Origin of the sequence: Enterobacter sp. AN-K1 (genome assembly GCF_020971765.1) — a bacterium.
GTDB lineage: Bacteria > Pseudomonadota > Gammaproteobacteria > Enterobacterales > Enterobacteriaceae > Enterobacter > Enterobacter hormaechei_C.
In genome coordinates this window covers 522,103-541,628 of the sequence record NZ_CP087390.1, presented here as the reverse complement: position 1 = coordinate 541,628, position 19,526 = coordinate 522,103, and the positions used below count along the sequence as shown (strand labels likewise).

At 55.4% G+C, this 19,526-nt stretch carries 17 protein-coding genes; 16 read left to right on the top strand and 1 reads right to left on the bottom strand.

Features of this window, described 5'->3' with window-relative positions; all coding sequences use genetic code 11:
* Nucleotides 1–53: 53 nt before the first annotated feature.
* Nucleotides 54–1,637, bottom strand: coding sequence for a TerC family protein (locus LOC22_RS02670; RefSeq protein ID WP_015572372.1), 1,584 nt, complete (start codon nt 1,635–1,637; stop codon nt 54–56).
* Nucleotides 1,638–2,330: 693 nt separating this feature from the next.
* On the opposite strand from LOC22_RS02670, the gene LOC22_RS02665 reads away from it, so the two are divergent.
* The 16 genes from LOC22_RS02665 (at nt 2,331) to wcaJ (ending at nt 19,525) form a co-directional block, all read left to right on the top strand.
* Nucleotides 2,331–3,467 (top strand): polysaccharide export protein, encoded by a 1,137-nt coding sequence (locus tag LOC22_RS02665; protein ID WP_003862079.1) that lies wholly within the window; start codon nt 2,331–2,333, stop codon nt 3,465–3,467.
* 6 nt (nt 3,468–3,473) lie between these two features.
* The gene (gene wzb / locus LOC22_RS02660) at nt 3,474–3,917 is read left to right on the top strand and encodes a low molecular weight protein-tyrosine-phosphatase Wzb (RefSeq protein WP_003862078.1); all 444 of its coding nucleotides are present in this window, start codon (nt 3,474–3,476) and stop codon (nt 3,915–3,917) included.
* Nucleotides 3,918–3,919: 2 nt separating this feature from the next.
* Nucleotides 3,920–6,082, top strand: a complete 2,163-nt coding sequence (wzc, locus tag LOC22_RS02655) for a tyrosine-protein kinase Wzc (RefSeq protein WP_015572374.1) — start codon at nt 3,920–3,922, stop codon at nt 6,080–6,082.
* A gap of 110 nt (nt 6,083–6,192) precedes the next feature.
* Entirely contained in the window at nt 6,193–7,035 is an 843-nt protein-coding gene (gene wcaA / locus LOC22_RS02650) for a colanic acid biosynthesis glycosyltransferase WcaA (protein ID WP_017383272.1), read from the top strand.
* Entirely contained in the window at nt 7,035–7,526 is a 492-nt protein-coding gene (wcaB, locus tag LOC22_RS02645; RefSeq protein WP_003863505.1) for a colanic acid biosynthesis acetyltransferase WcaB, read from the top strand. The genes wcaA and wcaB overlap by 1 nt, the downstream gene beginning before the upstream one ends.
* Complete coding sequence (gene wcaC, locus LOC22_RS02640) at nt 7,523–8,740, top strand: colanic acid biosynthesis glycosyltransferase WcaC (RefSeq protein WP_032669515.1); 1,218 nt, start codon at nt 7,523–7,525, stop codon at nt 8,738–8,740. Before wcaB ends, wcaC begins: the two co-directional genes overlap by 4 nt.
* The gene (gene wcaD, locus LOC22_RS02635; protein WP_003863508.1) at nt 8,715–9,935 is read left to right on the top strand and encodes a colanic acid polymerase WcaD; all 1,221 of its coding nucleotides are present in this window, start codon (nt 8,715–8,717) and stop codon (nt 9,933–9,935) included. The genes wcaC and wcaD overlap by 26 nt, the downstream gene beginning before the upstream one ends.
* Before the next feature lie 16 nt (nt 9,936–9,951).
* Nucleotides 9,952–10,698 carry a colanic acid biosynthesis glycosyltransferase WcaE gene (gene wcaE / locus LOC22_RS02630; protein ID WP_003863510.1) on the top strand — a complete coding sequence of 249 codons (747 nt, stop codon included), beginning with the start codon at nt 9,952–9,954 and terminating at the stop codon, nt 10,696–10,698.
* A gap of 16 nt (nt 10,699–10,714) precedes the next feature.
* Nucleotides 10,715–11,269 (top strand): colanic acid biosynthesis acetyltransferase WcaF, encoded by a 555-nt coding sequence (gene wcaF, locus LOC22_RS02625; RefSeq protein WP_015572376.1) that lies wholly within the window; start codon nt 10,715–10,717, stop codon nt 11,267–11,269.
* A gap of 21 nt (nt 11,270–11,290) precedes the next feature.
* Entirely contained in the window at nt 11,291–12,412 is a 1,122-nt protein-coding gene (gene gmd / locus LOC22_RS02620; RefSeq protein ID WP_003863514.1) for a GDP-mannose 4,6-dehydratase, read from the top strand.
* A gap of 2 nt (nt 12,413–12,414) precedes the next feature.
* Entirely contained in the window at nt 12,415–13,380 is a 966-nt protein-coding gene (fcl, locus tag LOC22_RS02615; RefSeq protein WP_032671736.1) for a GDP-L-fucose synthase, read from the top strand.
* Between the two features lie 2 nt (nt 13,381–13,382).
* On the top strand, nt 13,383–13,862 hold the full coding sequence (locus LOC22_RS02610) for a GDP-mannose mannosyl hydrolase (RefSeq protein ID WP_065186924.1): 480 nt from the start codon (nt 13,383–13,385) through the stop codon (nt 13,860–13,862).
* Nucleotides 13,859–15,082: a colanic acid biosynthesis fucosyltransferase WcaI gene (gene wcaI, locus LOC22_RS02605; protein ID WP_022651482.1), complete on the top strand. Its 1,224-nt coding sequence runs from the start codon at nt 13,859–13,861 to the stop codon at nt 15,080–15,082. Before LOC22_RS02610 ends, wcaI begins: the two co-directional genes overlap by 4 nt.
* 3 nt (nt 15,083–15,085) lie before the next feature.
* Nucleotides 15,086–16,522, top strand: coding sequence for a mannose-1-phosphate guanyltransferase (gene cpsB / locus LOC22_RS02600; protein ID WP_017383276.1), 1,437 nt, complete (start codon nt 15,086–15,088; stop codon nt 16,520–16,522).
* Between the two features lie 109 nt (nt 16,523–16,631).
* Entirely contained in the window at nt 16,632–18,002 is a 1,371-nt protein-coding gene (cpsG, locus tag LOC22_RS02595) for a colanic acid biosynthesis phosphomannomutase CpsG (protein ID WP_230239333.1), read from the top strand.
* A gap of 128 nt (nt 18,003–18,130) precedes the next feature.
* Nucleotides 18,131–19,525, top strand: a complete 1,395-nt coding sequence (gene wcaJ / locus LOC22_RS02590) for an undecaprenyl-phosphate glucose phosphotransferase (RefSeq protein WP_006811236.1) — start codon at nt 18,131–18,133, stop codon at nt 19,523–19,525.
* Nucleotide 19,526 lies beyond the last annotated feature (1 nt).

The window sequence follows — 19,526 nt, the reverse complement described above, 5'->3', positions numbered from 1 at the left end:
CCTACAAAAGCCAGACACCGTAGGCCGGGTAAGCGAAGCGCCACCCGGCTTTTTTACACCTCAAAATCCATCTCATCTTCACCGCGCAGCGGTATCAGCTGCACCTTCTGCACGCGATGGCTCTCTACCTGCAAGGTTTTGATCATGTAATCCCCCACCTGGACCTCTTCGCCCGGCTGCGGAATACGTTGCAGATATTCCATCAGCAAACCGGCGATGGTGTGGTATTCGCGCTTCTCATCCAGCGGAAGCGGAACGAACTGCACCAGATCTTCGAGCGGCATATGGCCGTTGGCGGTCCAGCTGCCGTCGGCGTTTTTCTGAATATCGTGACGCGCATCGATCTCATCCACCTCATTAGGCAGATTACCAGCGATGGTTTCCATCACGTCGCTGAGCGTCACCAGCCCTTCCACAGAACCAAACTCATCAACGACAAACGCGAAGTGGGTACGCGCGTTGCGGAACTGCTCCAGCGCGGAGAGCAGCGGTAGCGCTTCCGGGAAGACCAGCGGCTGGCGCACCAGCGCCCGCAGGTTGAGCGGCTCGCCGTGGAGCTGCTGTTGCAGGAGGTCAATCACGTGTACCACGCCCAGCAGCTCTTCTTCCTCTTCACCGCCGGTCACGACCACGCGGGTGTGCTGGTTTTTATCCAGCAGGGCGCGGATCTGCTCTTCCGGCGCCGTCAGGTCAATATGCTCAATGTCATGGCGGGAGGTCATGATACTGCTCACCGAGCGCTGGTTGAGGTTAAGCACGCGCTCTATCATCCGGCGTTCCTGCGGGTTGAAGATCTGCCCGTCGCTGTGGTCGGCAAGCATCGCCGCGGATTCAGCATCCAGCTCGGCATCCTCTTTTTTGCCGCTCAGCAGGCGCATCACCGTATCTGCGGTGCGCTGTCGTAATGTCTGGTTCGCGGAGAGAAAACGGCGACGGTTGAAAATGGCCAGCTGATTGAGAAACTCAATCAGCACCGAGAAACCAATGGCGGCGTACAGATACCCTTTCGGGATATGGAAGCCAAAACCATCCGCCACCAGGCTAAAGCCAATCATCAGCAGGAAGCTCAGACAGAGGATGACGATAGTCGGGTGACTGTTCACAAAGCGCGTCAGGGCTTTACTGGCGAGCACCATCAGGGTGATGGCGATGATCACCGCGGCCATCATCACCGCCAGATGGTCAACCATCCCGACGGCTGTGATCACGGAGTCGAGAGAAAAGACGGCATCCAGCACCACTATCTGCGCGACCACCGGCCAGAATTTTGCACCGCGTCGCTGGGTGGGGTTTTCACTGTCTTTTCCTTCCAGCCGCTCATTAAGCTCAACCGTGGCTTTGAACAGCAGGAACAATCCGCCGAAAAGCATGATCAGGTCGCGGGCGCTAAAGCTCAGACCCTGCACGCTGAATAAGGGTTTGGTCAGCGTCACCAGCCAGGAGATTGAGGCCAGTAACAGCAGACGCATCACCATGGCGAGCAGAAGACCCGTCACGCGGGCGCGGTCGCGTTGTGAAGGGGGTAATTTATCGGCAAGGATAGCGATAAACACCAGGTTATCAATGCCGAGCACTAATTCGATGACGACCAGCGTCACCAGCCCGGCCCAGATTGATGGATCGGCAATCCATTCCATAGTAAATGCAATACCTTCTGTTATATGACTAATGTCACACTTCGATCATGGATAAAGCCGACGGAAATTGCAATGCCGGGGTGAGATTTCTCTTAATGCTACACTCAGGTAAGCCCCATTTGCCGGGCGGTGTAAATAAGTTAATTGCGAAGATTTAATTACATAAGACGATATTTAGGATATATCGCAATAAATGGTCTGGCGATCTATTTTGTCAATATAAAGAAAATCCGAAAACCTTAAAACTTTGCTCTTAATATTAATCTTAAAAACGAATATTAGGACGGTTGTCTCCTTGCCTGCTATTAGGTTAGCTGCAACAATTCTTCCAGCATCAAATGTTAAATCTCCTTGTTGCTATTTTTGTTTCGGTCTTTGGTGAAAGCTATACATTATCAATCGCCCCTGTGAGGCGTTTGATATATTTCGCAAAAGGCCTTATCCAAGAGGGTGTCTAACCATAACGCATTGTTTAGTCAGTGGATTGGTAACTGAAAGCCAAGGGCGGTAGCGTGCCTGAAAGCGTGTGAATCAGCCTCAATTATTCTGTCAATAGCCAATGGATGAATAAGCTTTTTTTAGGACTGATGCCAGTTATATTGCTAAATGATTAACTGCATTCTGATTGTCACCACGACCCGCGCTTATTTTAATTGCACAGGATAATTACTCTGCCAAAGTGATAAATAATCAATGATGAAATCCAAAATGAAATTGATGCCATTATTGGTGTCTGTGACCTTGATGAGTGGTTGCACGGTCTTTCCCGGCAGCAATATGTCGACAATGGGCAAGGATGTGATTAAACAGCAGGATGCTGATTTTGATCTCGACAAAATGGTGAATGTGTATCCATTAACCCCACGTCTGGTGGAACAATTACGCCCACGTCCAAATGTTGCTCAGCCAAATATGTCTCTGGACCAGGAAATTGCCTCTTACCAGTATCGCGTGGGTCCGGGTGACGTCATTAATGTGACCGTCTGGGATCACCCTGAACTGACCACGCCTGCGGGCCAGTACCGTAGCTCAAGTGACACCGGTAACTGGGTACAGTCCGATGGCACCATGTTCTATCCCTACATTGGCAAAGTGCACGTCGCGGGCAAAACGCTTGCTGAGATCCGTAGTGATATTACCGGCCGCCTGGCGCAGTACATTGCTGACCCGCAGGTGGACGTTAATATCGCCGCGTTCCGATCCCAGAAAGCCTATATCTCTGGCCAGGTCAATAAATCCGGCCAGCAGGCGATCACTAACGTCCCGCTCACCGTTCTCGATGCGATCAATGCCGCAGGCGGCTTAACCGACGGCGCTGACTGGCGCAACGTGGTGCTGACCCACAACGGCAAAGAGCAGCGCATTTCGCTTCAGGCGCTGATGCAAAACGGTGACCTGACCCAGAACCGCCTCCTTTATCCGGGCGATATTCTGTACGTGCCGCGCAACGACGATCTGAAAGTGTTCGTGATGGGTGAAGTGAAGAAACAGAGCACCCTCAAGATGGACTTCAGCGGTATGACCCTGACCGAAGCGCTGGGCAATGCGGAAGGCATCGATCTGACCGCCTCCAACGCCAGCGGTATCTTCGTGATCCGTCCTATCAAAGGCGAGAACGCGAAGGGCAAGATTGCCAACATCTACCAGCTGGATATGTCCGACGCGACGTCCCTGGTCATGGCAACGTCGTTCCGTCTCCAGCCGTACGATGTGGTCTATGTCACCACCGCGCCGGTTGCCCGCTGGAACCGTCTGATCAACCAGTTGCTGCCTACCATCAGTGGCGTTCGCTACATGACGGATACGGCGAGCGACGTTCATAACTGGTAAGCCGCGATGTTTAACAAAATTCTGGTGGTGTGCGTGGGGAACATTTGCCGTTCCCCCACGGCTGAAAGGCTGTTGAAAAATTACCAGCCTGCGTTAACGGTCGACTCCGCAGGGCTGGGCGCGCTGGTCGGAAAAGGTGCCGACGAACGTGCCGCAAGCGTTGCCCTTGAGCATAACCTCTCACTCGACGGGCACGTTGCCCGTCAGGTCTCTGGCCGGATGTGCCGGGAATATGACCTGATCCTCGCGATGGAAAAACGCCACATTCACGCGCTGTGCGATATCGCACCGGAGATGCGCGGCAAGGTGATGCTGTTTGGTCACTGGGATGGTGAGCGCGAAATTCCCGATCCGTATCGCAAGAGCCGCGAGGCCTTTGAGGCGGTATACACCTTACTAGACCAGTCTGCCCGTCAGTGGGCGCAGGCACTGAAAGCTCAGCAGGGATAACAATGACAGAAAAAACAAGACCTTCTGCCGCCCCGACGTCGGGCAGTGATGAAATCGATATCGGTCGCCTGGTCGGGACCGTTATTGAAGCGAAATGGTGGGTGCTGGGTATTACCGCCATCTTTGCCGTGGCGGCGATCGTTTATACGCTGTTCGCGACGCCTATTTACAGCGCCGACGCGCTGGTGCAGATCGAACAAAATACCGGAAACTCGCTGGTTCAGGATATCGGCTCGGCGCTGGCCAACAAGCCGCCGGCATCGGAAGCCGAAATTCAGCTGATCCAGTCGCGCCTGGTACTGGGCAAAACGGTTCACGATCTGGGGCTGGATATCGCGGTCACCAAAAACACCTTCCCGGTATTTGGCGCAGGCTGGGATCGCCTGATGGGGCGCAGTAACGATACGGTAAAAGTGACCGACTTCGTGATCCCAAAAGGGGCAGGGGACCAAACCTTTACCCTGACAGTGCTGGGACCAAAACAGTATCAGCTGACCAGCGACGCGGGCTTCAGCGCACGCGGCGAGGTGGGGCAGATGCTGACCAAAGAGGGCGTCAGCATCAAGGTCAGCGCAATTCAGGCGCATGAGGGCGGGGAGTTTACGGTCACCAAATTCTCGACGCTCGGGATGATCAACAACCTGCAAAACAACCTGACCGTCACCGAAAACGGCAAGGACACCGGCGTCCTGAGCATGACCTTCACCGGTGAAGACAAGGATCAAATCCGCGACATCCTCAATAGCATCACCCGCAACTATCTGGAGCAGAACGTTGAGCGTAAGTCAGCGGAAGCTGCAAAAAGCCTGGCGTTTCTCAGTAAACAGCTGCCGGAGGTGCGCGCCCGTCTGGATGACGCTGAGAACAAGCTGAACGCGTACCGTCAGGACAAGGATTCCGTCGATCTGCCGCTGGAGGCGAAATCGGTTCTCGACTCCATGGTGAATATTGATGCGCAGCTGAACGAGCTGACCTTCAAAGAGGCGGAGATTTCCAAGCTCTATACCAAACGTCACCCGGCGTACCGCACGCTGCTGGAGAAACGTCGTACCCTGGAAGAAGAGAAGGCGAAGCTGAATGACCGCGTGACCGCGATGCCGAAGACGCAGCAGGAAATTGTACGCCTGACGCGTGATGTGGAATCCGGCCAGCAGGTTTACATGCAGCTGCTGAACAAACAGCAGGAGCTGAAAATCACCGAAGCCAGCACCGTCGGCGACGTGCGTATCGTTGACCCGGCGATTACCCAGCCGGGCGTGCTGAAGCCGAAGAAAGCGCTGATTATCCTCGGCAGCATTATTCTCGGCCTGATGCTTTCCATTGTCGGCGTGCTGCTGCGCTCGCTGTTCAACCGCGGTATCGAAAGCCCGCAGGTGCTGGAAGAGAACGGGATCAGCGTGTACGCCAGCATCCCGCTTTCAGAGTGGCAGAAGTCCCGTGACAGCGTCAAAACCGTTAAGGGCGTCAAGCGTTACAAACAGAGCCAGCTGCTGGCCGTGGGTAACCCGACTGACCTGGCGATTGAAGCGGTGCGCAGCCTGCGTACCAGCCTCCACTTCGCCATGATGCAGGCCAAAAACAACGTCCTGATGATGACCGGTGTCAGCCCGTCAATCGGTAAAACCTTCGTCTGCGCCAACCTGGCGGCGGTGGTGAGCCAGACCAACAAGCGCGTGCTGTTGATCGACTGCGATATGCGTAAGGGCTACACCCATGAGCTGCTGGGGACCAACAACGTTAACGGTCTGTCGGAAATCCTGCTCGGTAAAGGGGAAATCAGCGAGAGCGCCAAGCCGACGTCGATTCCGAAATTTGACCTGATCCCGCGTGGCCAGGTGCCGCCGAACCCGTCTGAACTGCTGATGAGCGAGCGCTTCACGCAGCTGATTGAGTGGGCGAGCAAAAACTATGACCTGGTGCTGATCGATACCCCACCAATTCTGGCGGTCACCGACGCTGCCGTGGTAGGGCGTCATGCGGGCACCACGCTGATGGTCGCACGCTATGCGGTGAACACCCTGAAGGAAGTGGAAACCAGCCTTAGCCGCTTTGAGCAAAACGGTATTGAGGTGAAGGGGGTCATTCTGAACTCCATCTTCCGCCGCGCGACCGGGTATCAGGATTACGGCTACTACGAGTACGAATACAAGTCTGACAGTAAATAATAATCCCCCTCATCCTAACCCTCTCCCCAGGGGAGAGAGAGGACTGCATGGTGCAGCTTTTCTCCCTCTCCCTCCGGGAGAGGGTCGGGGTGAGGGATAAGGGGAAGACCATGACCACACAACGCCCTTTGATTTCTATCTATATGCCGACATGGAATCGTCAGCAGCTGGCGATCCGCGCGATTAAATCGGTCCTGCGTCAGGATTACGATAACTGGGAACTGATTATCGTGGATGACTGTTCCTCCTCTTACGAACAACTGCAAAAGTTTGTTGAAGACCTGAACGACCCGCGCGTGGTGTACACTCACAACGCCATCAACTCCGGGGCGTGTGCGGTGCGCAACCAGGCGATTATGCAGGCGAAAGGGCAGTATCTGACCGGTATCGACGACGATGACGAATGGACGCCAAACCGTCTGTCAATCTTCCTGTCGCACAAAGCGCAGCTGGTGACCCACGCGTTTCTGTATGCCAATGACTATGTTTGCCAGGGCGAGGTCTATTCGCAGCCGGCCAGCCTGCCGCTGTATCCGAAATCACCGTATTCCCGCCGCCTGTTCTACAAGCGCAACATTATCGGCAATCAGGTGTTTACCTGGGCATGGCGCTTTAAGGAGTGCCTGTTCGATACCGAGCTGAAGGCCGCGCAGGATTACGACATCTTCCTGCGGATGGTGGTGGAGTACGGCGAGCCGTGGAAGGTGGAAGAGGCCACGCAGATCCTGCACATCAATCACGGGGAGATGCAAATCACCTCGTCGCCGAAGAAATTCTCGGGCTACTTCCATTTTTACCGCAAGCACAAGGACAAGTTTGACCGTGCCAGCCGGAAGTATCAGCTCTTCACCCTGTATCAGATCCGTAATAAGCGCATGAACTGGCGCACGCTGCTGACGCTGCTGTCGGTACGTAACGGCAAGCGTCTGGCTGACGGGCTTCGGGGGAAATAATGTTTCTGGAAGATTGCCGCGCTAACAGCTGGAGCCTGCGCCCGTGCTGCATGGTTCTGGCCTACCGTATTGCGCACTTTTGCTCGGTGTGGCGCAAAAAAAATGTGCTGAACAATATCTGGGCCGCGCCGGTGCTGGTGCTGTACCGCATCATCACCGAATGCTTTTTTGGCTATGAAATTCAGGCCGCTGCCACCATTGGCCGCCGCTTTACCATTCATCACGGCTATGCGGTGGTCATCAACAAGTTCGTCGTCGCGGGTGATGATTTCACCATTCGCCACGGGGTGACAATCGGCAACCGCGGGCCAGACAGCCTGGCTTGCCCGGTGATTGGCAATAACGTCGAGTTGGGCGCCAACGTGGTGATGATCGGGGACATTACCGTGGGTAATAACGTGACGATTGGCGCAGGCAGCGTGGTGCTGGACAGCATTCCGGACAACGCGCTGGTGGTGGGCGAGAAAGCCCGCGTGAAGGTGATTAAATGAACATTCTGCAATTTAACGTACGCCTCGCAGAGGGCGGGGCGGCAGGCGTAGCGCTGGATCTGCACCAGCGCGCGCTGCAAAAAGGACTCCAGTCGCGCTTTGTTTACGGTTACGGTAAAGGCGGCAAGAAAAGCGTCAGCCATGATAACTATCCGCAGGTGCTGAAGCAGACGCCACGTCTGACCTCCATCGCCAATATTGCGCTGTTCCGCCTGTTTAACCGCGACCTGTTCGGCAACCTGAATAATCTCTACCGCACCGTCACCCGCACTCGCGGCCCGGTTGTGCTGCACTTCCACGTGCTGCACAGCTACTGGCTGAATCTGGAAGAGGTGGTGGCGTTTTGTGGCAAGGTGAAGGCGCACAAGCCGGATACCCGATTTGTCTGGACGCTGCACGACCACTGGAGCGTGACCGGACGTTGCGCCTTTACCGACGGCTGCGAAGGCTGGAAAGATAACTGCCAGAAATGCCCTACGCTCAGCAACTACCCGCCTGTGAAGGTCGATCGCGCGCATCAGCTGGTTGAGGGTAAGCGTCAGCTGTTCCGCGATATGCTCTCGCTCGGCTGCACCTTTATCTCCCCAAGCCAGCACGTGGCGGACGCTTTTAATAGCCTGTACGGAGCAGGGCGCTGCCAGATCATCAACAACGGTATTGATGTGGCAACGGAAGCGATCCTGGCCGAACTGATGCCCGTAGCCGTTACCCCCGGTAAGCCGAAAATTGCGGTCGTCGCCCATGACCTGCGCTACGACGGCAAAACCAACCAGCAGCTGGTGCGCGACATGATGGCGCTCGGCGACAAAATTGAGCTGCATACCTTTGGCAAATTCTCGCCGTTTGATGGCGCTAACGTGGTGAACCACGGGTTTGAAACCGACAAGCGCAAACTGATGAGCGCGCTGAACGGTATGGACGCGCTGGTGTTCAGCTCCCGCGTGGACAACTACCCGCTGATCCTGTGCGAAGCGCTCTCCATCGGCGTACCGGTGATTGCCACCCACAGCGACGCCGCGCGGGAAGTGCTGGAGAAATCCGGCGGTAAAACCTTCAGTGAAAATGAGGTGCTGCCGCTGGTGCAGTTGTCGAAGGCCGATATCGCGCAGGCTGTTTTTGGCACGGACCTGGAATCGTTCCGCAACCGTAGCCGCAAAGCGTACAGTGGACAACAGATGCTGGAGGAGTATGTCTCGTTCTATCAGAATCTGTAGTTATCTGCTGCTGCCGCTGATCTACCTGCTGGTCAACGTTAAGATTGCCCAGCTCGGTGAAAGCTTCCCGATCACTATCGTCACCTTCCTGCCGGTTCTGCTGTTGCTTTACGTTGACAAGCTTAACCTCAAAAAACTGATGATTGCGCTGGGCATCGGGTTTGGTCTGACGGCGTTTAACTACATCTTTGGTCAGTCGCTGGACGCCAGCAAATATGTCACCTCCACCATGCTGTTTGTTTATATCGTTATCATTATTGGCATGGTGTGGAGTATTCGCTTTAAAACTATTTCTCCGCACAATTATAGGAAAATCCTCAGGTTCTTTTATATTGTCGTCGGGCTGATTGTTGTGCTTGCGGCAATGGAGATGGCGCAAATTATTCTCACAGGCGGCAGTAGCCTGATGGAAATAATTTCGAAATATCTTATATACAGTAACAGCTATGTACTGAACTTCATTAAGTTTGGTGGCAAGCGTACAACCGCGCTCTATTTTGAACCGGCGTTTTTTGCTCTGGCATTAATCTCAATTTGGCTCAGCATCAAACAGTTCGGTATCAAAACCCCCAAGACCGATGCTATGATTCTTGCAGGAATCGTTCTGTCAGGGTCGTTCTCCGGGGTAATGACGTTTATTCTGTTTTACCTGCTGGAGTGGGCGTTCCAGTACCTGAACAAAGAGGCGATTAAGAAAAAACTGCCGCTGGCGATAATCTCTCTGACGGTATTTTTAGTGGGCGTAATATTTGCGTTTCCGTACATTTCTGAACGTTTGGGTGATTTGGGAACGGAAGGTTCGTCGTCCTATTATCGCATCATTGGTCCACTGGTGATGGTGGGTTATTCCTTAACCCATATTGATGGCGTAGTAAGATTCGGCTCACTTTACGAATATGTTGCATCATTCGGAATCTTTAACGGTGCGGATGTCGGTAAAACCATAGACAATGGTCTGTATCTGTTAATTATCTATTTTTCCTGGTTCGCCGTACTGTTGACACTGTGGTATCTGTTTAAAGTTTTCAAAATGATGATTAACGCGTTTGGTGATAACCAGAACTTTCGCGTGCAACTTTATCTGTTCACACCGGTGTCGTTGTTTTTTACCGGGTCAATATTTAGCCCGGAATATGCATTCTTAATTGTATGTCCGTTTATTTTGCGCAAAGCGCTGAATATTACGAGCGTATGACGAAATGAGGTGATTTATGTTTCTTAGCGTCATTACTGTCGCCTTTCGTAACTACGAAGGGGTGGTAAAAACCTGGCGCTCGCTGCGCAACCTGGCGCGCGATCCGAGCCTCACCTTTGAGTGGATCGTGGTCGATGGCGGCTCGAACGACGGCACGGCGGAGTTCCTGGAAAAACTCAACGGTGAGTTCAACTTACGTTACATCAGCGAGAAAGATAAAGGTATTTACGATGCCATGAATAAAGGCATCAACATGGCGCAGGGGCGTTACGCGATCTTCCTCAATTCCGGCGATGTGTTCCATGAAGATGTGGCGCTGTTTGCCCGTCAGCTGGCGCGCCAGAAAGAAGATGCCATGTTTATTGGTGATGCGCTGCTTGATTTCGGCGAGGGGAAAAAAGTGCTGCGCGGCGCGAAACCAGGCTGGTATATCTACCACAGCCTGCCGGCCAGCCATCAGGCTATTTTCTTCCCAATGAGCGGCCTGAAAAAACAGCCTTACGATTTGCGCTATAAAGTGTCATCAGATTATGCCCTGGCGGCCAGCCTGTACAAATCTGGCTACCCGTTCCGTCGAATTAAAGGACTGGTATCTGAATTTTCAATGGGTGGCGTGTCAACCTCGAATAATCTGGAACTGTGCCAGGATGCCAAAAACGTGCAGCGTAAAATATTACGCGTGCCGGGGTTCTGGGCGGAATTATCTTATTTCTTACGTCTGAAAACGACGGGTAAAGCGAAAGCCTTATATAACAAAGCCTGAGATATAAGGAAACGTAATGCAGGAATTAAATGGATTCTCCGTGCCGAAAGGTTTTCGGGGCGGGAGCGGTATTAAAGTTCAACTGTGGTGGGCTGTGCAGGCAACGTTATTTGCCTGGTCGCCGCAAATACTGTACCGCTGGCGCGCATTTTTACTGCGTCTGTTTGGCGCAAAAATAGGAAAAAACGTAGTCATTCGACCTTCGGTGAAAATTACTTATCCCTGGAAATTAACGCTTGGGGATTACGCCTGGGTTGGGGATGACGCGGTGTTATATACCCTTGGCGAGATTACGATTGGCGCAAATTCGGTGGTTTCACAGAAGTGTTATTTGTGCACCGGCAGCCACGATTTTATGAGCCCGCATTTTGATATTACCGCTTCGCCTGTTGTGATCGGTGAAAAATGCTGGCTGGCAACAGACGTCTTTGTTGCACCCGGTGTTTCTGTTGGTGATGGCACGGTAGTCGGTGCCCGCAGCAGCGTTTTTAAATCGCTTCCGGCAAATAAAATTTGCCGTGGCAACCCCGCAGTGGTGATACGCGAACGCGTTGAAACTGAAAAACTTTGATAAGTACAGAGGAATATAAACATGTCTAAAGTCGCTCTCATCACCGGCGTTACCGGACAAGATGGTTCTTACCTGGCAGAATTGCTGCTGGAAAAAGGGTATGAAGTTCACGGTATTAAGCGTCGTGCCTCTTCATTCAACACCGAGCGTGTCGATCACATTTACCAGGATCCGCATGCGGCAAACCCGAAATTCCATCTGCATTACGGCGACCTGACCGATACCTCCAACCTGACCCGCATCCTGCAAGAAGTACAGCCGGACGAAGTGTACAACCTGGGGGCAATGAGCCACGTTGCGGTTTCCTTCGAGTCCCCGGAGTACACCGCTGACGTGGATGCGATGGGTACGCTGCGTCTGCTGGAAGCGATTCGCTTCCTTGGTCTTGAGAAGAAAACCCGCTTCTACCAGGCATCTACCTCTGAGCTGTACGGTCTGGTGCAGGAAATTCCGCAGAAAGAAACCACGCCGTTCTACCCACGTTCTCCGTACGCTGTGGCGAAACTGTACGCTTACTGGATCACCGTGAACTACCGTGAATCCTACGGCATGTACGCCTGTAACGGCATTCTGTTCAACCACGAATCTCCGCGTCGCGGCGAAACCTTCGTGACCCGCAAAATCACCCGCGCGATTGCCAACATCGCTCAGGGCCTGGAGTCTTGCCTGCACCTCGGCAACATGGATTCCCTGCGTGACTGGGGCCATGCGAAAGACTACGTGAAAATGCAGTGGATGATGTTGCAGCAGGAACAGCCAGAAGACTTCGTGATCGCGACCGGCGTGCAGTACTCCGTGCGTCAGTTCGTTGAGATGGCTGCGGCACAGCTGGGCATCAAGCTGCGCTTCGAAGGCACCGGCGTGGAAGAGAAGGGTATCGTTGTTTCCGTGACCGGCCACGACGCACCGGGCGTGAAGCCAGGCGACGTGATTGTCCAGGTTGATCCGCGTTACTTCCGTCCTGCTGAAGTGGAAACCCTGCTGGGCGACCCAACCAAAGCGCACGAGAAGCTGGGCTGGAAACCAGAAACCACCCTGCAAGAAATGGTATCCGAGATGGTGGCCAAAGATCTTGAAGCAGCGAAAAAACACTCCCTGCTCAAGTCTCATGGCTACGAGGTTGCCATCGCGCTGGAGTCCTGAGAATGACAAAACAACGTATTTTTGTCGCCGGTCATCGCGGAATGGTGGGTTCCGCGATTGTTCGCCAGCTGGAACAGCGCGGCGACGTTGAGGTGATTGTTCGCACCCGCGACGAGCTGAACCTGCTTGATAGCCTTGCGGTGCAGGACTTCTTCGCCAGCGAACGTATCGACCAGGTGTATCTGGCGGCGGCGAAGGTGGGCGGCATTGTCGCTAACAACACCTACCCGGCGGATTTCATCTACGAGAACATGATGATTGAGAGCAACATCATTCACGCGGCGCATCTGCACAACGTGAATAAACTGCTGTTCCTCGGCTCATCCTGTATCTACCCGAAAATGGCGAAGCAGCCGATCGCCGAGAGCGAACTGTTGCAGGGCACGCTTGAAGCCACCAACGAGCCGTATGCGATTGCCAAAATTGCCGGGATCAAGCTGTGTGAATCCTACAACCGTCAGTATAACCGCGACTATCGCTCGGTGATGCCGACCAACCTGTACGGACCGCACGACAACTTCCACCCGAGCAATTCGCACGTGATCCCGGCGCTGCTGCGTCGTTTCCACGAGGCGACTGCCGAGAACGCCCCGGACGTGGTGGTGTGGGGCAGCGGTACGCCAATGCGTGAGTTCCTGCACGTGGACGACATGGCGGCGGCCAGCATTCACGTCATGGAGCTGGATCGCGAGGTGTGGCAGGAAAACACCGAGCCGATGCTGTCGCACATTAACGTCGGGACCGGCGTGGACTGCACCATTCGCGAGCTGGCGCAGACCATCGCGCAGGTGGTGGGCTACAAAGGACGCGTGGTGTTTGACGCCACCAAACCGGACGGCACGCCGCGCAAGCTGCTGGACGTGACCCGTCTGCATCAGCTGGGCTGGTATCACGAGGTCTCACTGGAGCAGGGGCTGGCCAGCACCTACCAGTGGTTCCTGGAAAACCAGCACCGCTTCCGGGGGTAATGATGTTTTTAAGTCAGGAAGATTTTGCCACGGTAGTGCGTTCCACTCCGCTGATCTCAATTGATTTGATCGTGGAGAACGAACGCGGCGAGTTCTTGCTGGGGAAACGAACCAATCGTCCTGCACAGGGCTTCTGGTTCGTGCCCGGCGGGCGCGTGCAGAAGGATGAGACGCTTACCGATGCGTTTGAGCGTCTCACTCTGGCGGAACTGGGCCTGCAACTGCCGATGGCAGCGGGCCAGTTTTACGGGGTCTGGCAGCACTTCTATGACGATAACTTTTCAGGCACCGGGTTCACCACGCACTACATCGTGCTGGGGTTCCGCCTGAAGGTGAGTGAGGCAGACCTGCGTCTGCCTGATTCTCAGCATGACGATTACCGCTGGTTAACGCCAGAGGCGCTGCTGGCAAGCGACAACGTCCATGACAACAGTCGGGCGTACTTCCTTGCGGAACGTCAGGCCGAGGTGCCAGGTCTATGAAAATCCTCGTCTACGGAATTAACTACTCGCCGGAGCTTACCGGTATCGGGAAATACACCGGCGAGATGGTCGAGTGGATGGCGAGCCAGGGACATGACGTGCGGGTGATTACTGCCCCGCCGTATTACCCGGAGTGGAAGGTAGGCGAACGCTATTCCAGCTGGCGCTACCGCCGCGAAGAGGGCGCCGCGACCGTCTGGCGCTGCCCGCTCTACGTGCCGAAACAGCCCTCGACGCTGAAACGTTTAATTCATCTGGGCAGCTTTGCCCTGAGCAGTTTCTTCCCGCTGATGGCGCAGCGTCGCTGGAAGCCGGATCGCATCATCGGCGTGGTGCCGACGCTGTTCTGCACGCCAGGCATGCGCCTGCTGGGCAAACTCTCCGGCGCGCGCACCCTGCTGCACATTCAGGATTATGAAGTGGACGCCATGCTCGGGCTGGGGATGGCCGGGAAAGGCAAGGGCGGCAAGGTGGCGAAGCTCGCCAGCGCCTTTGAGCGCAGCGGCCTGCACAACGTGGATTACGTCTCGACCATTTCGCGCTCGATGATGAACAAGGCGCAGGAGAAGGGCGTCCCGGCGGAAAAAGTGATCTTCTTTCCGAACTGGTCCGAAGTGGCGCGCTTCCGCGATGTGACAGACCAGGATGCGCAGGCGTTACGCGCGCAGCTCGGGTTGCCTGCTGAGCAAAAAATCATTCTTTACTCAGGCAACATCGGCGAAAAACAGGGGCTGGAGAGCGTGATTGACGCCGCGCTTCAGCTGAGCGAACACCCGTGGATGTTCGTGATAGTCGGGCAGGGCGGCGGTAAAGCGCGGCTGGAAAAAATGGCCAGCGAGCGCGGACTGACCAACATCCGCTTCTTCCCGCTTCAGTCTTATGACGCGCTGCCCGCGCTGCTGAAAATGGCGGATTGCCATCTGGTGGTGCAAAAACGCGGCGCGGCGGATGCGGTGCTGCCGTCCAAGCTGACCAACATTCTGGCAGTGGGCGGAAACGCGGTGATTACGGCAGAAGCCGCAACAGAATTAGGCCAGCTGTGCAACAGCTACCCGGGCATTGCCGTTTGCGTGGAGCCGGAATCGGTTCCTGCGCTGGTGACCGGAATTGAGCAGGCACTCGCCATGCCAAAAGAGAACACGGTGGCACGTGAATATGCCGAACGCACGCTCGAGAAAGAGAACGTGCTGAGCCAATTTATTGCAGATATACGGGGATAAATCATGAGTCAAACCACTTTGTATCCGGTCGTAATGGCGGGTGGATCCGGGAGCCGGTTGTGGCCACTGTCCCGCGTGCTTTATCCAAAACAATTTCTGTGCCTGAAAGGCGACCTCACCATGCTGCAAACGACGGTTAACCGTCTGCACGGCGTGGAGTGTGAAAGCCCGGTGGTGATCTGTAACGAACAGCACCGCTTTATCGTTGCCGAGCAGCTGCGCCAGCTGAACAAACTGACCGAAAATATCATTCTGGAGCCTGCCGGACGCAACACGGCGCCTGCCATTGCCCTTGCGGCGCTGGCGGCAAAACGCAGCAGCCCGGACTGCGACCCGCTGATGCTGGTGCTGGCGGCTGACCACGTCATCCAGCAGGAAGAGGCCTTCCGCGATGCGGTACGCGCCGCGATTCCTTACGCTGAGAACGGCAAGCTGGTGACCTTCGGCATCGTGCCGGATCTCCCGGAAACCGGCTATGGCTACATTCGCCGCGGCAGCGTTACGCCTGGTGAAGGCGACAGCGTGGCCTTTGACGTGGCGCAGTTTGTCGAAAAACCGAATCTGGAAACCGCGCAGGCGTACGTCGCCAGCGGGGAATACTACTGGAACAGCGGTATGTTCCTGTTCCGCGCCGGTCGCTACCTGGAAGAGCTGGAAAAATATCGCCCGGATATCTTACGCGCCTGCGAAAAAGCGATGGCGGTGGTGGATCCGGATCTCGATTTTATCCGCGTGGACGAAGAAGCCTTCCTCGCCTGTCCGGAAGAGTCCATTGACTATGCGGTGATGGAACGTACGGCAGATGCGGTAGTGGTACCGATGGATGCGGGCTGGAGCGACGTCGGCTCCTGGTCGTCATTGTGGGAGATTAGCGCGCATACCCCGGAGGGTAACGTCCATCACGGGGATGTGATCAGCCACAAAACGGAAAACAGCTACGTCTACGCCGAATCTGGCCTCGTCACTACGGTAGGGGTGAAGGATCTGGTGGTCGTGCAGACCAAAGACGCGGTGCTGATTGCCGACCGTAATGCCGTGCAGGACGTTAAAAAAGTGGTGGAGAAGATCAAGGCCGATGGCCGCCACGAACACCATATTCACCGTGAAGTTTACCGCCCGTGGGGCAAATATGACTCCATCGACGCTGGCGAGCGTTATCAGGTGAAACGCATCACCGTGAAGCCGGGAGAAGGGCTGTCGGTGCAGATGCACCATCACCGCGCCGAACACTGGGTGGTGGTGGCGGGGACCGCCAAAGTGACCATCGACGGTGAAGTGAAGCTGCTCGGTGAAAACGAGTCCATTTATATTCCGCTGGGCGCCACGCACTGTCTGGAAAACCCGGGGAAAATTCCGCTCGACTTAATTGAGGTGCGTTCCGGCTCCTATCTGGAAGAGGACGACATCATCCGCTTCCAGGATCGCTACGGGCGCGTGTAGCACTCCGCATCATGCCCGGTGGCGCAGCGCTTACCGGGCCTACGAATGACAAAAATAAATTTGGCCATTACATGGTCAGGGCCAACTGTTGCCTGAAAAAGGGGTCATCATGGAAAAATTAACCTGTTTTAAAGCCTACGATATTCGCGGCAAGCTGGGCGAAGAGCTGAACGAAGACATTGCGTGGCGCATCGGCCGCGCGTACGGCGAATACCTGAAACCAAAAACTATCGTGCTGGGCGGCGACGTGCGTCTGACCAGCAAATCCCTGAAGCTGGCGCTGGCGAAAGGGCTACAGGACGCGGGCGTCGATGTGCTGGACATTGGCCTTTCCGGTACCGAAGAGATCTATTTTGCCACCTTCCACCTGGGCGTGGACGGCGGTATCGAAGTGACGGCCAGCCATAACCCGATGGACTACAACGGCATGAAGCTGGTACGCAAGGGCGCGCGTCCTATCAGCGGCGACACCGGCCTGCGTGACGTGCAGCGTCTGGCCGAGGCCAACGACTTCCCGCCGGTAAATGAAGCCAGACGCGGCAGCTATAAGCAGATTAACCTGCAAAAAGAGTACATCGACCACCTGCTGGGCTACATCAACGTGGCGAACCTCAAACCGCTGAAGCTGGTGATTAACTCCGGCAACGGCGCGGCAGGCCCGGTTGTCGATGCACTTGAAGCCCGCTTTAAGGCGCTGAACGTGCCGGTGACCTTCGTCAAAGTGCACAACACGCCAGACGGCAACTTCCCGAACGGTATTCCTAACCCGCTGCTGCCGGAGTGCCGCGACGACACCCGCAACGCGGTGATCGAGCACGGCGCCGATATGGGTATCGCCTTTGACGGCGATTTCGACCGCTGCTTCCTGTTCGACGAGAAAGGGCAGTTTATCGAAGGCTACTACATCGTTGGCCTGCTGGCGGAAGCGTTCCTCGAGAAAAACCCGGGGGCGAAGATCATTCACGATCCGCGTCTTTCCTGGAACACCGTCGACGTGGTGAAGGCCGCGGGCGGCGAGCCGGTGATGTCCAAAACCGGCCACGCGTTTATCAAAGAGCGTATGCGCGAGGAAGACGCCATCTACGGCGGCGAGATGAGCGCCCACCACTATTTCCGTGATTTTGCCTACTGCGACAGCGGGATGATCCCGTGGCTGCTGCTGACCGAGCTGCTGTGCCTGAAAGGGCAGAGCCTCGGCGAACTGGTGCGCGACCGCATGGCGGCGTTCCCGGCGAGCGGCGAGATCAACAGCAAACTGGCGCAGCCCGCTGAGGCCATTGCCCGCGTAGAACACCACTTTGCCATTCATGCGCTGGAGATTGACCGTACCGACGGTATCAGCATGGCGTTCCCGCAGTGGCGCTTCAACCTGCGCTCCTCCAATACCGAGCCGGTGGTGCGCCTGAACGTGGAGTCCCGCGCCGATACCGCGCTGATGGAAGCCCGAACGAAGGACATTCTGGCGCTGTTGAATCAGTAAAAAGAAAACCTTACCCCTCACCCTAACCCTCTCCCCAAAGGGGAGAGGGAACTTGAACACCCTCTCCCCTTTGGGGAGAGGGCCGGGGTGAGGGGCGAGGGGTAAGGTTTAGAACTAAAGGAACAACGATGACAAATCTAAAAAAGCGCGAACGAGCGAGAACGAATGCATCGTTAATCTCTATGGTGCAGCGTTTTTCTGATATCACCATCATGGTCGGCGGACTGTGGGCGGTGTGTTGGGTCAGCGGGCAGTCGTTCTTATACATGCACTTGCTGATGGCGTTGATTGCGCTGGTGGTGTTTCAGATGATCGGCGGCATGACCGATTTTTATCGTTCATGGCGCGGCGTCAAAATGACCACCGAACTGATGCTGCTGCTCCAGAACTGGACCTTAAGCCTGGTTTTCAGCGCAGGGCTGGTGGCGTTCAGCCATGATTTTGATAACCGTCTTGTGACCTATCTCTGCTGGTATCTGTTAACCAGCATTGGCATGGTGGTCTGTCGCTCGCTGATCCGCTTTGGCGCGGGCTGGCTGCGCAACCGCGGGTATAACCGTCGCTTCGTTGCCGTGGCGGGCGACCTGCCGGTGGGACAGGTGTTGCTCGACAGCTTCCGCAAAGAGCCGTGGTTAGGTTTTGAAGTGGTCGGGATTTATCACGACGCGAAGCCCGGTGGCGTGCCGTCCGACTGGGCAGGTAACTACGAACAGCTTATTGACGATGCGAAAGCCGGCAAAATTCATAACGTCTACATCGCCATGCAGATGAAAGATGAATCCCGCATCAAGAAACTGATGCGCGAGCTGGCGGATACCACCTGCTCGGTGATCCTCATCCCGGATGTCTTCACCTTCAATATTCTCCACTCCCGTATTGAAGAGGTGAACGGGGTACCGGTTGTTCCACTGTACGACACGCCGCTGTCGGGGATTAACCGCGTGCTGAAGCGCGTGGAAGATATCGTGCTTTCGTCCCTGATCCTGCTGCTCATCTCCCCGGTGCTGTGCTGTATTGCGCTGGCGGTGAAGCTCAGCTCGCCGGGGCCGATCATCTTCCGTCAGACCCGCTACGGCATGGACGGTAAGCCGATCATGGTGTGGAAATTCCGCTCTATGAAGGTGATGGAGAACGACAAGGTGGTGACCCAGGCGACGCAGAACGATCCGCGCGTCACCCGCGTGGGCAACTTCCTGCGCCGTACCTCGCTCGATGAGCTGCCGCAGTTCATCAACGTGTTCACCGGCGGGATGTCCATCGTCGGGCCTCGTCCTCACGCCGTGGCCCATAACGAGCAGTACCGCACCCTGATTGAAGGCTACATGCTGCGCCATAAGGTGAAGCCAGGCATCACCGGCTGGGCGCAGATCAACGGCTGGCGCGGCGAGACCGACACGCTGGAAAAAATGGAAAAACGTATCGAGTTCGATCTGGAGTACATCCGCGAGTGGAGCCTCTGGTTCGATATCAAGATTGTTTTTCTGACCATTTTCAAAGGCTTCGTGAACAAAGCGGCGTACTAAG